Annotated in this window: 15 protein-coding genes; 7 read left to right on the plus strand and 8 right to left on the minus strand. The window is 47.7% G+C overall.

Features of this window, described 5'->3' with window-relative positions; genetic code table 11:
- Nucleotides 1–54: 54 nt before the first annotated feature.
- Nucleotides 55–708 carry a deoxyribonuclease V gene (nfi, locus tag QUB24_RS26230; RefSeq protein WP_333156549.1) on the minus strand — a complete coding sequence of 218 codons (654 nt, stop codon included), beginning with the start codon at nt 706–708 and terminating at the stop codon, nt 55–57.
- Nucleotides 709–911: 203 nt separating this feature from the next.
- Here nfi and QUB24_RS26235 point away from each other — a divergent pair, with 203 nt between their 5' ends.
- From QUB24_RS26235 to QUB24_RS26250, 4 genes are all read left to right on the plus strand, one after another.
- On the plus strand, nt 912–1,136 hold the full coding sequence (locus tag QUB24_RS26235; RefSeq protein ID WP_333156550.1) for a hypothetical protein: 225 nt from the start codon (nt 912–914) through the stop codon (nt 1,134–1,136).
- Between the two features lie 298 nt (nt 1,137–1,434).
- A complete protein-coding gene (locus QUB24_RS26240; RefSeq protein WP_333156551.1) occupies nt 1,435–2,268 on the plus strand; it encodes a prohibitin family protein in 834 nt (277 codons plus the stop codon).
- Nucleotides 2,269–2,679: 411 nt separating this feature from the next.
- Nucleotides 2,680–5,691, plus strand: coding sequence for an EAL domain-containing protein (locus QUB24_RS26245; RefSeq protein WP_333156552.1), 3,012 nt, complete (start codon nt 2,680–2,682; stop codon nt 5,689–5,691).
- A 48-nt stretch (nt 5,692–5,739) separates the two neighbouring features.
- Nucleotides 5,740–6,456, plus strand: coding sequence for a Uma2 family endonuclease (locus tag QUB24_RS26250; RefSeq protein ID WP_333156553.1), 717 nt, complete (start codon nt 5,740–5,742; stop codon nt 6,454–6,456).
- A 159-nt stretch (nt 6,457–6,615) separates the two neighbouring features.
- On the opposite strand, the gene QUB24_RS26255 is transcribed toward QUB24_RS26250, so the two are convergent.
- Together QUB24_RS26255 and QUB24_RS26260 are read right to left on the minus strand one after the other, a co-directional pair.
- Nucleotides 6,616–9,792 carry an SNF2-related protein gene (locus QUB24_RS26255; protein ID WP_333156554.1) on the minus strand — a complete coding sequence of 1,059 codons (3,177 nt, stop codon included), beginning with the start codon at nt 9,790–9,792 and terminating at the stop codon, nt 6,616–6,618.
- Between the two features lie 107 nt (nt 9,793–9,899).
- Nucleotides 9,900–10,349, minus strand: a complete 450-nt coding sequence (locus QUB24_RS26260; protein ID WP_333156555.1) for a hypothetical protein — start codon at nt 10,347–10,349, stop codon at nt 9,900–9,902.
- A 379-nt stretch (nt 10,350–10,728) separates the two neighbouring features.
- Between QUB24_RS26260 and QUB24_RS26265 the strand changes: the two genes are divergently transcribed.
- Nucleotides 10,729–11,241 (plus strand): rhodanese-like domain-containing protein, encoded by a 513-nt coding sequence (locus tag QUB24_RS26265; protein ID WP_333156556.1) that lies wholly within the window; start codon nt 10,729–10,731, stop codon nt 11,239–11,241.
- A gap of 448 nt (nt 11,242–11,689) precedes the next feature.
- Here the strand turns inward: QUB24_RS26265 and QUB24_RS26270 are convergent, their stop codons facing one another.
- Together QUB24_RS26270 and QUB24_RS26275 are read right to left on the minus strand one after the other, a co-directional pair.
- Nucleotides 11,690–12,124, minus strand: coding sequence for an NUDIX domain-containing protein (locus QUB24_RS26270; RefSeq protein ID WP_333156557.1), 435 nt, complete (start codon nt 12,122–12,124; stop codon nt 11,690–11,692).
- 54 nt (nt 12,125–12,178) lie between these two features.
- Nucleotides 12,179–12,952 carry a peptidase gene (locus QUB24_RS26275; protein WP_333156558.1) on the minus strand — a complete coding sequence of 258 codons (774 nt, stop codon included), beginning with the start codon at nt 12,950–12,952 and terminating at the stop codon, nt 12,179–12,181.
- 74 nt (nt 12,953–13,026) lie between these two features.
- Here QUB24_RS26275 and QUB24_RS26280 point away from each other — a divergent pair, with 74 nt between their 5' ends.
- Nucleotides 13,027–13,179: a hypothetical protein gene (locus QUB24_RS26280; RefSeq protein WP_333156559.1), complete on the plus strand. Its 153-nt coding sequence runs from the start codon at nt 13,027–13,029 to the stop codon at nt 13,177–13,179.
- On the opposite strand, the gene secG is transcribed toward QUB24_RS26280, so the two are convergent.
- From secG to QUB24_RS26295, 3 genes are all read right to left on the minus strand, one after another.
- On the minus strand, nt 13,174–13,413 hold the full coding sequence (secG, locus tag QUB24_RS26285; RefSeq protein WP_333156560.1) for a preprotein translocase subunit SecG: 240 nt from the start codon (nt 13,411–13,413) through the stop codon (nt 13,174–13,176). The genes QUB24_RS26280 and secG overlap by 6 nt on opposite strands.
- 334 nt (nt 13,414–13,747) lie before the next feature.
- Nucleotides 13,748–15,346 carry a 2,3-bisphosphoglycerate-independent phosphoglycerate mutase gene (gpmI, locus tag QUB24_RS26290; RefSeq protein ID WP_333156561.1) on the minus strand — a complete coding sequence of 533 codons (1,599 nt, stop codon included), beginning with the start codon at nt 15,344–15,346 and terminating at the stop codon, nt 13,748–13,750.
- A gap of 429 nt (nt 15,347–15,775) precedes the next feature.
- Nucleotides 15,776–16,591 (minus strand): retropepsin-like aspartic protease, encoded by an 816-nt coding sequence (locus QUB24_RS26295; protein ID WP_333156562.1) that lies wholly within the window; start codon nt 16,589–16,591, stop codon nt 15,776–15,778.
- Between the two features lie 112 nt (nt 16,592–16,703).
- On the opposite strand from QUB24_RS26295, the gene QUB24_RS26300 reads away from it, so the two are divergent.
- Nucleotides 16,704–18,704, plus strand: a complete 2,001-nt coding sequence (locus QUB24_RS26300; RefSeq protein ID WP_333156563.1) for a hypothetical protein — start codon at nt 16,704–16,706, stop codon at nt 18,702–18,704.
- Nucleotides 18,705–18,911 lie beyond the last annotated feature (207 nt).

The following is an 18,911-nucleotide window of genomic DNA, read 5'->3' on the forward strand; positions in this document are numbered from 1 at the left end:
GGGATGCTTTTTTGGTCTTTTTACTTTTTTTTTGATGCCTTCCGCGCTTGCCATTTATCCCGACGTTAGTTGGTCTGCCGATCGAGTTGTTTCTGGTAAGCGATATTTTGGGGCGCAGCGCAGGACGTACTCGATCGCACTTATCAAGTTTACCTTATGACCTATCGAAACATACATCGGCTTTACCCCTGTTTGCGTCCTTAGCGCTGCGCCTACCGTTGATCCCTCTAGCAGCAAGGGTTGCCAACTGCCCCGGTCGAGTCCGACTTCGGAATGTTCTCCCATAAATCGATTTTTGGCAACTCCGATCGTGGGAATCCCGGTCAACACCCCCAAATGGCACGCAAGACCGAATCTGCGGGGGTGGGCTAGTCCTTGACCGTCGCACAATATCAAGTCTGGCGTCAAACTGATATTTTCCAAAGCTTCGAGAACTGCCGGCACTTCTCGAAAAGACAGGAAACCCGGAATATAAGGAAAAGTTGTAGGACTGCGAACCACAGCTTGCTGCTGCAATTGCAAGTCGGGAAAGCTCAGAACTGTTACAGCGGCCCGCGATACGTCGTTTGCACTGTCGTAGCCGACATCTACGCCTGCGACATACCGAACTGTCTCCAGTTGATTGGCGGTAATTACCTCTGACCGAAGCTGTTCTTGAATGGCGATCGCCTCTTCAATTGTCTGCGGCCAAGGGTGTCGCTGCAACATTTTGATTTTTCTTCAACCGTTCTCATCTAAGCTTAACTTATTTTCGGGCATTTTTAAACTCGGATTTTTATCGTTTGTAGCTATAAATTCCCAACTTGCCCAAGCAGTCTTTTTTCTACTCAGGAGGGTTGAGCAAGGCGGGCCGATGCCAATTCTACAAATAGAGTCTGTACGTCGCAGATGGAAATTCTATCTTTCCTGGCTTGCAGCAACCCGCAAAGGTTTTAGCGGGACGCACCGGCCATTTACCATTAAAATTTACCCAAAAATTAGCTGTTCAATTCGGATTTTTTCCCTCTCTAGAAAGCTTTCTTTCTCCGATCGCCCTTTTATCGCTTGTCCCAGAGCGATCGAGCTATCTATTTACTTCTGCTTTATCTAAAAAACACCTCTTTGTCAAGATGATTGAAACATTTATTCATCAATAATCTCACCCAGCTATATAGCAATCCTTGCAGGAGTCGTAAACTTTTTACCCCACCCCAACCCTCCCCGAACTCGCGGGGTGGGAGTAAGAAATTCCCAATGATTTAGGATTGCTATATGTGCCATTGTACATCCCTGCTCATCTAGCTAACAGGTTCCCAGACCCTCGCAACTATATGACTTTTATGAAAAAACATCAATGAATTTATGAGTTGTTCCACCCTTAACATGAAGTTATAATCTTAGATAATAGCGACGAGAAAACTAACATCAAGTAACACAACATAGGTGAATTAACATATGAAAACCCTGCAAAGTGTTCAGTACAACCTAGCTCTCTACATCGTCGGTGGCATCGTCTTCATCATCGCCGCCTTAATTTTAAGACCTTTTGCCCTCGTCGGCCCAGGGGAACGGGGCGTAATGATGCGCTTCGGGAAAGTTCAAGACGCGATTTTAGATGAAGGCATCCACCCTATTTTACCGATTTTCACCTCTGTAAAAACTCTCAGCGTGCGGGTACAAAAAACAGATTTAAAAGCAGATGCAGCATCCAAAGATTTGCAAAGCATTACTACAGATTTAGCAGTCAACTGGAATGTTGACCCCGCCAAAGTTAATCAAGTTTTCCAACAAGTGGGAGACGAAGAACAAATTGTGACCAGCATTCTGAGTCCGGCAATTTCGGAAGTTCTCAAAGCAGCAACTTCTAAAAAAACCGCCGAAGAAATTATCACTAAGCGCAACGAACTCAAAACAGAAATCGACAACAGCCTCAAAAAGCGTTTGGAACCTTACGGCGTCATCGTCAGAGATGTTTCGTTAATAAATTTTGGCTTTTCTCCAGAATTTAGCAAAGCCATCGAATCCAAACAAATAGCCGAACAAGAAGCTAAACAAGCAGAATTTACAGTTCAAAAAGCCACCCAAGATGCTCAAGCTGAAATTAACCGCGCTAAAGGTAAAGCCGAAGCTCAACGCTTGCAGCGGCAAACATTAACAGCCGAAATTTTGCAGCAGCAAGCGATTGAAAAATGGAATGGCCAGTTTCCGACAGTAATGGGAGGAGGGGGAACTTTGCCATTAATTAATATTGCGCCGCCGACTTCTCAAGCTGCAACTCCTGCGAAATAAGTGGCAGCGGATCGTGATGGCCGGGGCGCGGGGAGAAGGGGAGAAGGGGGGAGGGGGAGAGAGTCTGAGGGGGGGAAGAATAGAGGGTTTTTCACTGCGGATGTGAAGATGTTCTTTTTTAAATGCCGAACAGCAAGGGTAGAAAATACAACTAACAACTAAGGTTAAATCTCACATCTTGCACCATTCTCAATTACTTGTTTAGGAACAGGCTTTTCGGCCTGTTCCACAAGAAGAAAACTTATTCTTTGTGGAACGGGCCGGAGAGCCCGTTCTTGACAATGGTGCAACATCTGAGTTAAATCCCGCTTACTTAAATACCAAGATACAATTTACGTTGCGCGAGTCCTGAAAAACGTTAAAGTAAGAAGCAACTCGGAAATTGTAAAGGTTTGCTTGAAAGTTCGGCTGATGGGAGATCGGGAGAACCAGTCAATTTCTAATTTAGGTGAAGTGGGGGGGGCCGACGATCGCCATAGTGCGTCAGAAGCCCTGTGGCTACGCGATCGAGCCTTGGCAGCTACTAGCTGCGGCATTGTCATTGCTGACGCCAATGCACCCGATTGTCCCATAATTTATTGCAATCCGGCCTTTGAACGGATGACGGGTTACTGCGCCAGTGACATCTTGGGGCGTAATTGCCGATTTTTGCAAGGCCCGGATACCGATCGAACTACCGTAGCTAAAATCCGCGAGGCCTTGCGCCAAGGTCGAGAAATCCAGACACCAATTAAAAATTACCGCAAAGACGGCACTCCTTTTTGGAGCAAATTATCGCTATCTCCCGTGCGAGACGACAACGCTAATTTGACTCACTTTGTAGGAGTTCAGTCTGATTTGGCGGAACCAATATGTGAAGTGCAGCAAGCATTGCAGCAAGCTAACGACCAACTGCAAACGATTTTGGAAGCAGTTCCGGGCACAGTATCTTGGATTAGCTCGGATTTGCGCTATTTGGGGGTTAACCAGCACTTAGCCAAACTGCATGGTTTGCGGCCGTCGGCTTTTGTTGGTCAAGATATTGGTTTTCTGGGCGCTAGCTCGGATTTTAACTCTTTTGTGGTGGAGTTTTTTGCCGATGACGCTACGGAAGCGGTTAAAGAACTCAACGTTAAGGTACAAACCGACGGGGGAGAGTCGGAGGGATACTATTTAATTGTGGCTCAAAAGTACGATGAGGGCAAAGCTGCTTGTCTGGTAGGAATTGACATTACCGAGCGCAAGCGGGCAGAAGAAGCTCTGGTGCTGACTCGCAAGGCGGTGGAAAGTTCGAGTGACGCGATCGGCATCAGCGATGCGAACGGCACTCACATCTATCAAAATCAAGCGTTTTCTCAGCTATTTGAGTGGGACACGGCAGAGGAATTTAAACTAGCCGGAGGTATATCGGCAGTTTTTACTGACCCCGCAGTCGCTAGGGAGGTACTCGACACGATCGCCCAAGGTTATTCTTGGTTTGGTGAAATTACCAACCGCACTAAAAGCGGTGAAACTTTGCAAGTGTTGCTGCGGGCCGATGCTATTAAAGACGCTACAGGGAAAATTGTCGGTCTGATTTACATGAATACCGATATTACCGACCAAAAGCGCACCGAACAAGAGCTGCGGCAAAGCGAGAAGCGGTTTCGATCGTTGATTGAAAATGCTAGAGACATTATTGTGATTCTCGACGAGAAAGGCTTTTGCCGCTATGTCTCTCCTTCCGCCGAGCGGATTTTGGGCTACCCGACGGCAGAAGTGCTCGGCCGATCTATATTTGACTTGATTCACCCTGACGAATTGCTGATAGTGGATCAAGTGTTCAAAGGTGTCATGCAAATGCCGAAAGTTAGCCTGGGAATGGCGGAATACCGAGTGAAACACAAGGACGGTTCCTGGTGCGTGTTGGAAGCGGTGGCGACGAATTTGCTCAACGAACCTTCGGTGCGGGGAATTGTGGTCAACTGTCACGACGTGACTGAGCGCAAGATGGCTGAAGAACAACTGTTGCACGATGCTTTGCACGATGCGCTGACGGAGTTGCCGAACCGTGCTTTGTTGACTGACAGGTTGGGCCAAGCTTTTGCCCGCGCCCAACGGCACCCAACCTATCAGTTTGCGGTGCTGTTTCTGGATTTGGACAGGTTTAAGGTGATTAATGACAGTCAGGGACACCGCACGGGCGATCGGCTGTTGGTGGCTGTGGCTCGCCGTCTCTTGACTTGTTTGCGGCCAGGGGATACGGTGGCTCGTCTGGGGGGAGATGAGTTTGTGATTTTGCTTGAGGAAATTAAAGGTGTTGATGAGGCGATCGCCCAAGCAAAGGCAATTCTCAAAACGATCGAACGACCGCTGAATTTGGAAGGTAATAAAGTTTTAATTACTGCTAGCATCGGCATTGCTTTGAGTACCGACAAATATCAGTGGCCGGGAGATATTTTGCGCGATGCTGATATTGCGATGTACCGGGCAAAAGCTCTCGGTAAAGCTCGCTACGAAGTTTTTACCAGTGCGATGCACACTCAGGCTGTGGCTTTGATGCACTTGGAACACGATTTACGGGAGTCGGTTGAAGAACTAAATTTGAAATATTCGATAGTGGATTTTGCCTGTGGGACGGCGGCGGAAAACTCGCCGATGAGTGAAATCGATCGCAGATTGGAGCGTCCGAAGTCGCAATTGCCTACTTTAAAATTGGAATGTCCTTTTACTGTTTATTATCAGCCGATCGTTAGTTTGAAAACTGGCTCAGTTATCGGATTTGAGGCGCTGGTGCGCTGGCTGCACCCGGAACGGGGTTTAGTTTCCCCGATGGAATTTATTGCGATGGCGGAGGAAACTGGGTTAATTATGCCTTTGGGTTTGTGGGTTTTGAACGAAAGCTGTCGCCAAATTATTCAGTGGCAGAGTTTGAATTTACCTGTGGGAAATTCGCCGCTGACTGTAGCAGTAAATCTTTCCGGGAGGCAGTTTGCGGAACCGGAATCCATCGAGCAAATTAAACAAGTTTTGCTGGAAACGGGTGTTGACACTCGCTGTTTGAAGTTGGAGATTACTGAGACTGTGGTGATGGAAGATGGGGAAGCGGCGGCGGCGATGCTTTCGCAGTTGAGAGACTTGGGTATCGGGCTGTGTATTGATGATTTCGGCACTGGTTATTCGTCTCTGAGTTATTTGCACAAGTTCCCGATTAATATTTTGAAGGTCGATCGCTCTTTTGTCAGTCGCATCGGAGAAACGGGTGAAAATTTGGAAATCGTGCGGGCGATCGTCATGCTGGCCCGCAGTTTGGGGATGGAGGTAGTGGCAGAAGGTGTCGAAACCGCTGTCCAATTGGCTCAACTGCGGGCGATCGGCTGCGAGTACGGTCAGGGATACTTTTTCTCTAAACCTCTCGACAGTGAGGCAGCTACAGCCTTGTTGAGGCGATCGCCCAAATGGTAATCCGATCTACAATAGGAACTGTATCAAGGCAAACTCATACCAAAACCTATGTCTCAATCGATCGCCCCAGTTTTACCAGACCAGCAAATTGATACTTCCCCAACTTTAACCTTTGAAGAATACAGAGTTTATCAAGGAGAAATAGATGTACAATACGAACTGTACAAAGGCAAATTAATCCCGATGCCAACAGCCACAATTTTACACATCAAAATTTGCGAATATTTAGTTTACCAATTGCAGCGTTACCTAGCTGAACACAATCTCGACTTAGTAGTAAAAACGGGTCTGGGAGTGAGAACAGATGAAGATAAATCTCGGATTCCCGATGTAGTTGTCTGCACTCAAAGTCTTTTGGAACAAGCTGCTGCTAGACCAGGTGCAGGTATCCTCGAATTAGATGAAAAGCCGCTGTTAGTGGTAGAAGTAGTCAGCGAAAATCGCCGCGAAGATTACGTGATTAAACGCGGAGAGTACGAATTAGCGAATGTGCCAGAATATTGCATTGTTGACCCTAAAACGGGGAAGCAAAAAATCCGGCTTTTTGCATTGATTGAAGGTGAAGATGGTTACACGTATACAGATTTCTTGCCGGGTGAGGAAATGGAATCTGTAGTATTTCCCAATCTGAGATTATCAGTCAATGAAATTTTAGATCCGCCATTGGTAGAAGGGTTAATTAAGGCAGAACAAGCTCAATTGCAGAAAGCTGAAAGATTAGCGGCGAGGTTGCGGGAATTGGGCGTAGATCCTGATGCTGTGTAGGAAATTGGATAAAGTACGTGAAGCGAAGATATCCCGCAGGGAATCGCCCTTGACCTCTCTCAATCCTCTAGTGGCAAGTCGCGCAGGAAATAAAAGCGATCGCTTTGCGAATTGTCTCCTTTAATTCGCCCTAAGTAACCCGTCAAAAGTAAAAGAATTTCAAGGCACGCCAATAATGGCAGCAACAATCCGCTCCTCAAGGGGTTTGACTGTATCAACTTTAAGCGCATCTTTTAGTTTTTCTGTAAGAATCGGATGCTCAATTAAATTTTGATATAGGTCTTTAAGTCGCAGAGGTTCAGAACGGGGTTCTTGCAGGCGCTCGAACCATCTAGGCTGAATTAAATCGAGCCAACACTCGGCTAAAATGTTTAAATCTACTTCCCTGCTTGGGACTTCTCTCATCGATGGTACTTTATTAAACAGAGAAAGCAAATCGTTGACAGATTTTTCACGCTCTCTGTCTTGGTCTTGAACAGATTTATTCTTGTATTCTTCAAGAACTTTATTCATCAGCTCAAGAGCACGCTGCTTCTTCTTTGGTAGCATCTCTTTTTCTGCCTTCATAAGCTTACCTAAGAAATCTTCTAGGCACCAAGAAGCTTCTTCTCCTAGCGGAAAATCATTAACCTCTGCACCCAGATTTTCTTTGAGTTTTTTACTAATGTAATCCAACTCAGTTATCGGCTTGCCTTCCAAAAAATCGAAATAGACCCAGCGGGGTGAACCCCATTCTGTTCCGGCAATGGCAAAGAAAGCCCAAGGGTAGCCGTTTTTAGAGAAAACAAGACTCAAAGAAGTCCGTACTTTATTTGCTGCTCGTACACGATCGTAGACTTGGCATGAAACTAGGCTCTGCTCGTCATCTACGAGCGATCGCACCGGGTCAAAAACATCGTTTAATGTCCAGATTTCACTTGCTTTTTGCTCTTCATTATTAGCAAGTTCTGCCATCGATGCAATCACTTCATCTGATGATTCTGTGTCTTCCTCTGGTGATAAGTGATCGGGTAGTGATATATTTGACCCCAGCAAATCAGACACCAGATTGTGGCGAGCTACAAATTTGCTCTCCGAAGACCGCAGGGCAAACTCATTGCTATCTTTTGGCCACCATACTTCAATCGCAGGGTGAGGACTGTCCATGCGAGCGATCCTACCTATCCGCTGTTCTGCCAAGCGAATTACACTGGGCATCGTCAATTGAACAACGGCGGAAGCTTGCTGGAGGTTGACCCCCTCCGACATTGCATCTGAACATAACCCAATGACTCTAGATTCCTCGGAACCAAGTTTAAATGACTCATTAACCCGATCGTAGTCTGTTGTTGTATCTCCAGTTGCGATCAGCGTCTTAACCCCTTCTCTTTCCAGGAAATGTTTAATCTGATGAAGAGTAATCAAACGACTATCGAAAACTATCATCAGTTTGTGATGCTTTAATAGGTTGGCCAGATGCGCTGCTTTAGTGTTTTCTCGCGAGTCCGAAATCTTTTCACATAGATTAGCAATATCTGTGTAAACCTCTATTTCTTCCTCACAAGCTTCTTTATGTCTGGCAGGATCGCTCAGCCATTCAGGCAGTTTAATGCCCAGCTTATTTTTTGCTGTTTCGCCTGATATTTTCTCCAATGTTTTGATTAAATTACCTGTGTCTTTCTTGATTCTGGTATTAGGATCAATGTCGAAGTGGTTCTGTGCACGATCAGTTCCATAAATATGTTCTATCAGTGCCGCACGAGAAGATCGCAAGCAAGCCATAACCTGATAAGCAGGCAGTACCTTAGCACTTTTCAGGCGTGCTTCAAGATACTTTTCTTCGCTCCAGCCTTGCTTACGAAGAAATTTTGGTAGTTCGGAAATTTCCTTCAGGTATACTAAACCGCGCAGTCTGTCAGTGGCTTGACGAATCTGTTGGGCTAAGTTGCGATCGCGATCAGTTTCACCGCAATCATACTCTTTTGATATCTCTTTCGGATAGCGACATAGAGCACCCAACGTATTCTTATAACGTTCGGGTTCGAGAGCTATCATACTATTAAACAGACCTTTTGTTCGCCGAACAGTAAATTGCTGAATCGCTCTCCGCAGGTTATTGCTAAGCTCTTTTGGCATCCTTTCATTCTGTTTTTCGTGCTGGCTCCATAGCGATTTAAGAGATTCCACCAATTCATCATCAAAGTTGTCAGCTCCTAACAATTCCACGATGGAAAGCAAATCCTTAACTCCTTTGTTGATCGGAGTAGCTGTAAACAGCAATACATAGTCAGCAATGTTGCTAAAGAGTGCCTGCGTCCGATTAGAACTGTCGTTGAAAAAGTTATGCGCTTCATCGACAGCAAGGACTTGACCGCGACGGATAACATCAATAAGATGCTGGTGCTTCTTAGATTTGGCACTACTCAATGAGCCGTGAGAGTAAGCAAGGAGATGGGCGCCCTCGCAATTCCCAATCTCTTTCTCCCAAGAGTTTAGGACTTTAGGCGGACAAATTAACACTGAATCGCCTTTCCGCACCCGCCCAGTTCCCCAAATGTGATTGATTACATTTTTGATTAGGTGGACGCCCATTCGAGTTTTACCTGAACCCGTTGCATCGGCTACGAGCACGCTGCCAACATTTTCAATGACCCAAATTGCCTGAGCTATTCCTTGTTCTTGAGATGGCCAAAGCAGAGGTTCATCACTCCAATAATTGGTTGGTTTGTATTTTTTTGCCCACTCACCTTCTAGCAATTCTGCACAAGCTCTGGCTAAAGTCACCTGCCATGTTTCATGGCTGAGAAGCCTGGTTAATAGCTCTATTAATTCGTCATTGTAAAATCTTCCTAAATTCCAAATTGTTTCTGCAAAACTACAAGATTCATCGAAGCGTGGTTTCTCTTTTTTTGAATTTTGAAACCTAACATTTGCTTCAATTTGGTAGCTTAAACCTGACGTGCTGTAATTACTAGAACCAATGGTAATAGCACTATCTCCCTTAAAAATTTTGGCGTGGATGGGTTTTTTATTAGCAATCCTGGTTTCTACTATTTCCTTTTGGAGTAACTCGATTGCAGCAATAACTTTCCCACATTTACGGATAGAGATACCTTGCTCCATCCAGTAGTCTTCTATTTCCTGAGAAAACTTTTCGGAATAGATAAATTCCTGGGCTTTTGTTGGATATGGTTCATTGCCGAGCAAGATGCGGATTTGCTCAAAAGCATCTGGATTGCTTTGCCAACTACTATGACAATCCGCCAGAAAATCGATAATTTTTTCCAGTGAAGCGTAGCCAGTAATAATTAGTGGGTTTTTTGAGCGGCGCAGATCGTTCTCGATAATCGAGCCCACGCTAGATTTTGCGTAGTTATACGGAAATCTCTCGCGATCGGGCCAGCCGCTATCGGTGTCGCAATTGGAATGGTTCATGTTCCTTGTTAATTAATTGAGATGATGTCTCAAACTCCGATCGCCCCGACATCCGCCTTCCCCTTTTCAACCGCAACACTTGCCGCACCATCCTGATGCCGAATCCACTTCAACAAAGAATTTCCCAGCCGAGTACCAATTTGAGAACCATCAAACTCAAACAAAGAATCCCGACTTTTCAGCCCCTGCGCTAAAACTTCTTTCCCCTTCGCCGTCAATTCCACCAGCGTCACCCGATTTACCAGCGAATACTCGATCGCCCCAGTCGCCTGCAACTCGCCCAGCACTTCCACATATCTCTGACTCGTCTCATTAGTCCGCACAATCCGCTTAGTCAACTCCCCCTTTTTCACCTTCATCTTCCCGCCGCTCAAATCCCACAAATTCAGCAGTACCCGAACTTTCGCCTTCGCATCCCACACCGCTTGCTCTTCCGGTGTCAAAGTTATAGGCACCGCAATTTCACTTTTCTCAGACATATCCATACCTTTAAATACTTGTTTTTACTCTTAAATTTTACCAGAAACCTTGCTGGCAAACATTTAAACTTTTCCGCAAAAATCCGCGCGACGCTATGCACAACTTATGCAAAGTTAATTTAAAAATAATAGGCATTGACTAAAATGTGATTGTTTGATAAAATAGCGAATCAAACAAGCGATAGCAGTTCAAATTATCCGCAGTAAATGCGATCGAAACAATTTTAAGCACAGCCCGCTAGGCTCTAGCAACCTCAACAAATGTAGCGATCCCAACCGCAGCTAACCACCCACAAACCAGCTTAACTGCGACTTTAGTTCAATGCCCGATTCAGTCTTTAGAAAGACGAATTCACCCTAAACATCTTGTTACATTGCAATGGCAATCAAAACATTGAACAAGATTTTACCCATGAAAACTATTCCCGACCAAATTTCCAACATCAAAGAAAAACTTCCCGACTTTACTCCCACCCCTCCCGGTTTAAAAGCTCAAGCATCTAGCCACGACCTCAAAGCCCGTTTAGATTGGGGCGAACCCGGACTCACAATCATCGACGCCCGTGACTTTGAAAGCTTCACCAAAAGCCACATTACCGGCGCCGTAATGATGCCAATGGACGAATTAGTTGAGCGCGCACAATCGAGTTTAGAACCCATCCGCGACATCTACATCTACGGCGAAAACGACCAACAAACCGCCGAAGCTGCCAATCTTCTCCGCGCAGCAGGCTTTCAAAAAGTAGCCGAACTCAAAGGCGGAATTCCTGCTTGGAAAGCCATTGACGGCCCCATCGACGGCGCTGCCGAACACGATACTCCCGGCCCCGACGCTTACAACGTTTTCTCTCGCTTGCAACACCACGCCGAAGCGCAGAAAACCAACAAATAATATCAATTCCGGTTGCATCGGAATGATTGTTGACTGTTGACGGTTGACGGTTGACTGTCAGTAGAAAAACTGAATAATTTTTGAGTGTTGACTGTTAACTCGATTTTATTATTCCGATGCAACCGGAAACGATATAACCTCAGATTTGTGGCAGGATTCGCCCACCAAATCTGACACTTAATAAACCCGGTATCGCAAAAGTTACCGGGTTTTTTAATCAGAACTTATACCCCAATACGCTTGGGTTAAAACTGTTTATTCCCCGGAGATCCCCCTAAATCCCCCTTAAGAAGGGGAGTAGGGGTTGACTTTGAGTAACTTCTTGTCCCCCCCTTCTTAAGGGGGGCTAGGGGGGATCGGGCTTAACTGAACCATATTGACTTATACCAAATGCTGCCTCAATTTTCTTAGTCTCTTACAGAGTAACTTCCTTTGTATAGCCTCGGTTTCAACCGCCGACTCTTAACTTCCTGCCATCCAAATATGCCTTAACTTCCCCAAACATTAAGCGGTTTGCATCAAAAGTAATCCGTTTAACAGCCTCCTCAAAAGAAAGCCAAGCAGAATTTTGAACCTCCTCCTCTTGCAAAACAACTTCCATCGAATTGACAAAACCTAAAAAATAAGTCACACTCTTTTCAATCGGCTCCCCATCCTTAACAAAAGAATAGTGTTCCGTAAAACTCGGCTCATCCAGCATTTCAAAATCCGATATACCAGTTTCCTCCTCAAATTCCCGCCTTGCCGTTTCCGCAGGAGATTCCCCCGGATTGGCGTGACCTTTCGGAAACGCCCAATGTCCCGCTTGATGTTGAATCAACAAAAACAAAGCATCAGCTTCCTTTCCAAAAATCGGCACAATCCCAAAACATTCATCTTTCATTTTTCTGATATTTCCTATTAATTATCGTGTTCTTAGAGTCCGCGAAGGCGGACTTCATTTGTGTATAAGCGATTTCCAATCGCCGGGAATTTGTGGTGAAAATTCCCACCCTAACCGAGTCTGCTGTTCATAAACCCGCTTCAAAGTATTAACATCCCTCGCTGAAATAGGCGGAGGAGTTCTCACCTGAGAAAAATAAAGCACATCAGTTTCCATCAAACTGTGGCCCCAAATTCCCAAAGCGTGACCCAACTCGTGCCGCGCCGTCGCCGGAATATACTTACCCACTTGATTCGGATTCAAATAAACCGAAAACCGATGAGATAACACAGTTTTATCCCCATCCCGACGGGCATATAATTCATAGGTAGCCTCTCCAGAACGCGATCGCAAAACCCCTTGACGCAAAGGCGGAGCCCGACGTAAAATCCTAATATCAGCCACCTCCGAACTATCCACCACTTCCAAAGGCAAATAAACCCCCCATTCCCGCACCACATCCAACACAGCCGCCACCCATTCTTCAGACTTATTAGCATCAACTGGACGCTCAACATAAACCTGAATTGGAAACTTAGACCACAACAAATGACCGAAATTCGGTGGCTTAACCTGGTCAAAATAATCACCGCTATCCGTGGAATCTTGCCAATTTGCTAGCGTGGGCGGCAAAGGATGAACCTGTGGATGCGGCAAACTATTCGGGAGAGAAGAAAGAGTCGCCGCCGGAGTATTAACCTGACTAAAAATTATCAGGCTAAAACAACATAAAGCCAATCCCAAGACAGCCAGCAATCGAGGTTTTAATGTCACTTTCCCCAACCGCATTTTTGCAACCGCACTTAAATTTCATCTTTAGGGCGGGCTAGAAGCCCAACCCCTACTCCCCACAATATTTATTTATGTGGCACGGGCGTCTCGCCCGTGAACTCATGTGGCACGGGCGTCCCGCCCGTGAGCTAATGTTAATGTGGCACGGGCGTCTCGCCCGTGAACTCATGTGGCACGGGCGTCTCGCCCGTGAACTCATGTGGTTAAAAATCCGAATCTTATAACTTAGGCGTCAACCAACCAGCACTCAAAATCACAGTCAAACCCATAAAAACAATAGACAGACCCCAAGTAATGCGGTTCAGACTCGTTTCTGCACTCTTGGCGCTGGTAAACAATTGAGCTTGTCCGCCAATCCCTCCAATACCATCGCCTTTAGGACTGTGCAGCAACACAAAAATCACAAGTCCTAAAGCAGACAAAGACCAGATAACTTGTAACACAGCAACAATATTCATAATCGGGGGGAATTGGTAATTAGTAATCGGTAATTTATTATCATATCAAATTTGGTCGATCGCCCGCAATTTATCCAGGGACACGGCACTGCCCAAGGCGTGTCAACTTAAGCCTAAAACCCTTGATAAATATCGCTTTTACCTGAGTCTAGATCCCCCTAAATCCCCCTTAACAAGGGGGACTTTGATCCATTTCCGGTCCCCCCCTTCTTAAGGGGGGCTAGGGGGGATCGAGGCCTAATCGTCAAACCGCAGACCGGTATTACGTTTGACGTTAAGTTGACACCTATGGGCAGTGCCGTCCCTACCTGTAGCGAGATTTGACCCAGCCCTCCTACAATCGGACTCGCACCGGAGTGCGATTGGCGCGAACTTCAAACTCAGCCGATCGAATCATAGAACGTCCCGTCATCTCCGGGGGCTGAGGCAACCTCAAAAGCTCCAGAATCGTCGGGGCAATATCCGCCAAACAACCATCCGCCCTCAGAGGAACATCCGTTCCGTGACCCGGAATCTTCAGACCTTCACCCTCTACCAGAATAAACGGCACGGGGTTAGTAGTGTGAGCCGTCCAGGGATTCCCGTCCTCGTCAAACATCTGCTCAGCATTGCCGTGGTCAGCAATAATAATTGCCGTTCCCCCAGCTTTACTAATGGCGCTCACCAGCCGCCCCAAACATTTATCCACAGTTTCGATCGCAACTATCGTCGCATCCATCATCCCCGTATGACCAACCATATCCGGGTTAGCGTAGTTAATCACCATCAACGAATAGATGCCTTTTTCCAAAGCCGTCACCACCCCATCCGTCACCAAATCCGCCGACATCTGGGGCGCCTCATCGTAAGTCCCCACCATCGGGCTCTGCACCAATTCCCGGTGTTCCCCGATAAAAGGCTCTTCCAGACCCCCATTAAAAAAATAAGTCACATGAGCGTACTTTTCAGTTTCCGCCGTCCGCAACTGCTGCAAACCGTGCTTAGAAATCACCTCGCCCAGAATATTGTTCAAATTCTGCGGTTCAAAAGCCACCATTACCGAAAGTTTCGGGTCGTACTGAGTAAAAGTCGCAAACGCCAGCGGCTCAATTAACTGCCGTTCAAACCCCTTAAAATCTGGAGATACAAAAGCCTGAGTCAATTCTCTAGCCCTGTCCGGGCGAAAATTGAAGAAAATTAGCCCATCCCCGGATGCCACCGCCCCCGGAGCAATCCGAGTCGGAACAGCAAACTCGTCGGTCACTCCTTCAGCATAAGAGGCCTGCAACACATCCACAGCCGATCGACCGTCAGGAGCACCCTCAGTCGTCATCACCTCGTAAGCGCGCTGCACCCGATCCCAGCGCTTGTCCCTGTCCATCGCGTAGTAGCGGCCGCTAATGGTCGCAATCCGACCGACCCCTACTTCTGCGATATAACTTTCAATCTTGCCTAAAGCTTCGACACCTTCTTTCGGAGTTGTATCACGGCCGTCTGTAATCGCGTGAATGCAAACATCAGAAATTCCCTGTGCTTTTGCTAATTGCAGCAAACCCTTAATATGACTGAGATGGGAATGAACCCCACCTTCAGAACAAAGACCAGTTAGGTGCAACTTGCCGCCCGTGGCGCGGACTTTCTCGCAAAGCCCAACCAGCGCGCGGTTGTCCAGCAAAGAACCATCTTCCACTGCATCCGAAATCCGCACCAACTCTTGAGGAACCACGCGGCCCGCGCCCAGATTCAAGTGACCAACCTCTGAGTTACCCATTTGCCCGTCTGGCAGCCCTACCGCCCGACCCGATGTTTTAATCAGAGTTCTGGGATAAGCGGCCCAGAGACTGTCCATCACGGGTGTTTTCGCAGCGGCGATCGCATTTCCGTCTTTTTCTTCACGATAACCCCAGCCGTCTAGAATAATCAGCACTACAGGAGATACAGACGCTTGTGCCATGTGAATACCTTATTTACAATAATTAATTTCTCGATGGTCATGATTTCCGATTTTGCGGAACATCTGCCGCTAATCAGTTTACATATTTTCTAGACTCCGGCTGAACAATGCCAACCAAAATTCCCTCAGCCACAGCATTGTGGGAACTAATTTCGACCTGCTTTGGGAATTGTTTAATTGATTGCCTTGGCCTGTACTGTGAATCGTTGTCGGAGACTGTTACCGAGATCACCAACAACAGCCGTGCTTTTGTGGCCGGATTTCACGGATAGTTTAACCGTCGGTGGCTCTTTAAACACTAAGAACGATACCACACTTGGTTGCATTTTGCTACCGCCTCAACCAATAAATTTAAAAGCCTTGACCGGGTTGCTAATAACTGTAAAGGACACGAGTTGAGCAAAAATCGGTTTCCGACTCAGCTCACTCTCAGCGGACATAAAATTCTACAACATCTTTTTTAATTTTGACATCGTAATTGCCAAAGAAATCGTGACCGAGCAGACCTATTGGCATTTGTTTCGCGATCGCCACTTCGACATTTTGGATCGCAGCACCCCCAACCCGAATCGATCGCACTACGCCGATCGGGAACTCGACAACGCTACCGTCAGCGATCCCCGCTCTGATAGTACGCACCGGCCTCACTCCCAGTGCAGTAGCCATCCGCTGAGAAATCAAAGTGCCGCTCGCCCCGGTATCGACAATCATTTCAAAAGTCTTGTTGCCGTTAAATACCACATCAATCACCGGCGTCCCGCCTGCGCGACGCTTGATTTTAGCTTGAAATACCTGTGGATTCCCCGGTGGCTTAGCCCGTTGATTTGCTGGCGGTTTAGCACCAGGATTTGACGGGTTCCAAAACTGAGAGTACAATTTGCCAGTTGTGAATCCCGATCCCGTTATAGTGCGATTCCCTACCCTTCGGGAACCCCTACGGGGAACGGGATAGCTCCGCCGCGCGTGCTGCTGGGAACTCACATCGGACACCAATGTCATCACCTGGGTTTCTGGCTGATGTGAATCAGAATGCACCTCGCTGCCTCCCACCGATCCCACACCCACCAAAACGGTTGCAAAAACAAAGCCCGATCGCCAAATCCGGTTGAGAATCACTTTTGCCATTATCTTAAATACCTTAATTAATTCAATGATGTCGAACAACGACCGCCACTGATATCCTAACCCGCTCCAGAAAACCCAGCGGCCGAAGAGTCCGATCGAATCATCAGGAAAACTTGGCAATTTTCAAGCGATCGCATAACATCGAACACAGATAAACTGATAAACGGCAACAGGCTGTAATTGCAGAGCCTTGTTGGATATCTTGAAATTAAGCATTTAGGGGCGATCGGCAATGCACAAACTTTTATATTTTGCAACTATAGGACTACTAGCTTTCTCGATCGGAGGATGCGGTGGTGGCGAGGGCAGCAACACAGCCAGCCCCAGCCCCAGCCCCAGTGCAGCCTCTCCATCCCCCACCGCCTCTGCCAGCCCCACCCCAGGAACTCAGACATTCCAGTCTCCAATAGTAGCCGCCCAGCCTCCAGGGTTAATTCGATCGACCAACCCAGACGAACGAGCGAGACAGGCTCAAACAGGCATCGGCGACAAAAAGGACAGGAATCCAACGCTTCCGCTTCAGCCGGTGCCCCAAGGCCCTGTGACAGCCAATCCTTCTCAGCTAGACCCCTTTGGGCCGCTGCCACCGATCACAGTTCAAAACCCTCCCGGAGTTGGCGATTTCCCGGGCGGAGTCCCAGCAGGGCCGATGACAGCCAATCCGTTGCCCAAACTGCCGCAGCGACAGGTGGCCATGATACCTAAACTGCCAGAACTATCCCGCCCAGTCCAAATTGGAGGAACTAAGCTCAGAGGCCCTGCCGCTCCCCAAATCAATCTCAGCCCGACAGCAAGAAGCGTTGTCAGTGAATTCAGGACGCTTCAGGCTTTGCTCGATGACACTACACAATATTCTGAGTACGGTACGGATGTGGGTGAATTAGTGGAGACTATTTACGGAAGAGAAGGAGCAAAGAATTCAACCAGACGACAGTTACTACTAACTAACCGACCATTCTTCAGAAGAATACAAAAAGCCCTGGGTGAATATGTGACAGCCTCAAACTTGTGGGATCTTTACGGAGAAAAATCACCTCCTGATGCTCTCCGGTGTTCCATAGTGCCGGAAATTGCCGAGGCAATTGAGGTATATCGACCGCCGACAGTAAGAAGGGGAGAACTTTCCTGCGTGACGCGAATAAATTTGCTGCAAGCAGTTTGGCGGCAGGGCAAGAACAGACTTGATGCAGCCCTCCGCGATCAAGACTATGAGGCTCGAACAATCGCAAAAGCGCCTCTTCTGCCAGTTCTATCCGCAACCCCGACAAATCGTCTAGCTTCGTTGCCAGAAGTGCCGAGGCTAAGCCCCCCGCCAGTAGGGCGCCGCCCAGCGGGATCTCCCTTAATAGCAGCGGGCCCCGGAGATCCTTCTCTGCCGGGAGGCGAAGGCGCGCAAGTTGGCTCGCCCCGCCAAGTTCCGGGGCTGAATGCGCCTCAATTGGGCAGTCGCGGCGGAGAGCCTGGTTTTCCGGGAGGCGAAGGCGCGCAAGTTGGCTCCCCGCGCCAAGTTCCGGGACTCAATGCGCCTCAATTGGGCAGTCGCCCCGGACAGCCGGGTTTTCCCGGAGGCGAAGGCGCGCAAATAGGCTCGCCGCGCCAAGTTCCGGGGCTGAATACGCCTCAATTGGGCAGTCGCCCCGGACAGCCTGGCCTGCCGGGAGGCGATGGAGCCCAAATAGGCTCGCCGCCCCAAGTTCCGGGACTCAATACGCCTCAATTGGGCGGCCGTCCAACTTCACCACCAACTACCGGTAGGAATCCGCGCCGTCCAGCACCCCCGCGCCCGCCCCAGCCAATTGCAGCTAGACCCATAGGAGTGCCGGATCTGCCGGAACTGCCAGTAGACAAGCGCCCGCCCCAGTGGAGAGACCCCAATCCCCCACCACCTCCGCAGATACCAGCAGTTCCTGCACCACCGCCACCGCCTTCTACTGACCTCGCTACAGGCACTGAAGTCAGTGGCGTGGTAAAAGTCGGGAACGAGACGCAAGTGATTGTCAAAGTACCGAATGAACCAACAAGTCGATATGTCAAAGTAGGGCAGCGGTTGTCTAACGGGCAAGTGTTGGTGAAGCGGGTGGAGATCAAGCCCGGAGCAGATCCAGTCGTGATTCTGGAGGAAAACGGCGTTGAGGTAGCCAAAGGTGTTGGCGAAAAACCCGCCACTCGCCAACAACCCGCCAATGCAGTTATTAGCCGTCGGCCAAATCCGAATAGCTCAACGCGGCGCTGAAAATTGACATTAAAGCATGAAAAATGCTAAGGGCAAAAACTCTAATTTTTGCCCTTAGCGTTTATGGCTGATATCGAATCTGAAGGTAAAATTAATATAGAGTGAGTTAGTCGCTTCTGGGAAGAAACATTAGGGATTAAAAAATAGAAGACTTTTCAGCGAGTCTTAGCTTTTGTAAAAGCTCTATCACTAATTGAAGTCAAAGGA

The organism is Microcoleus sp. B9-D4 (assembly GCF_036705105.1).
In the GTDB taxonomy this organism is placed as follows: domain Bacteria; phylum Cyanobacteriota; class Cyanobacteriia; order Cyanobacteriales; family Microcoleaceae; genus Microcoleus.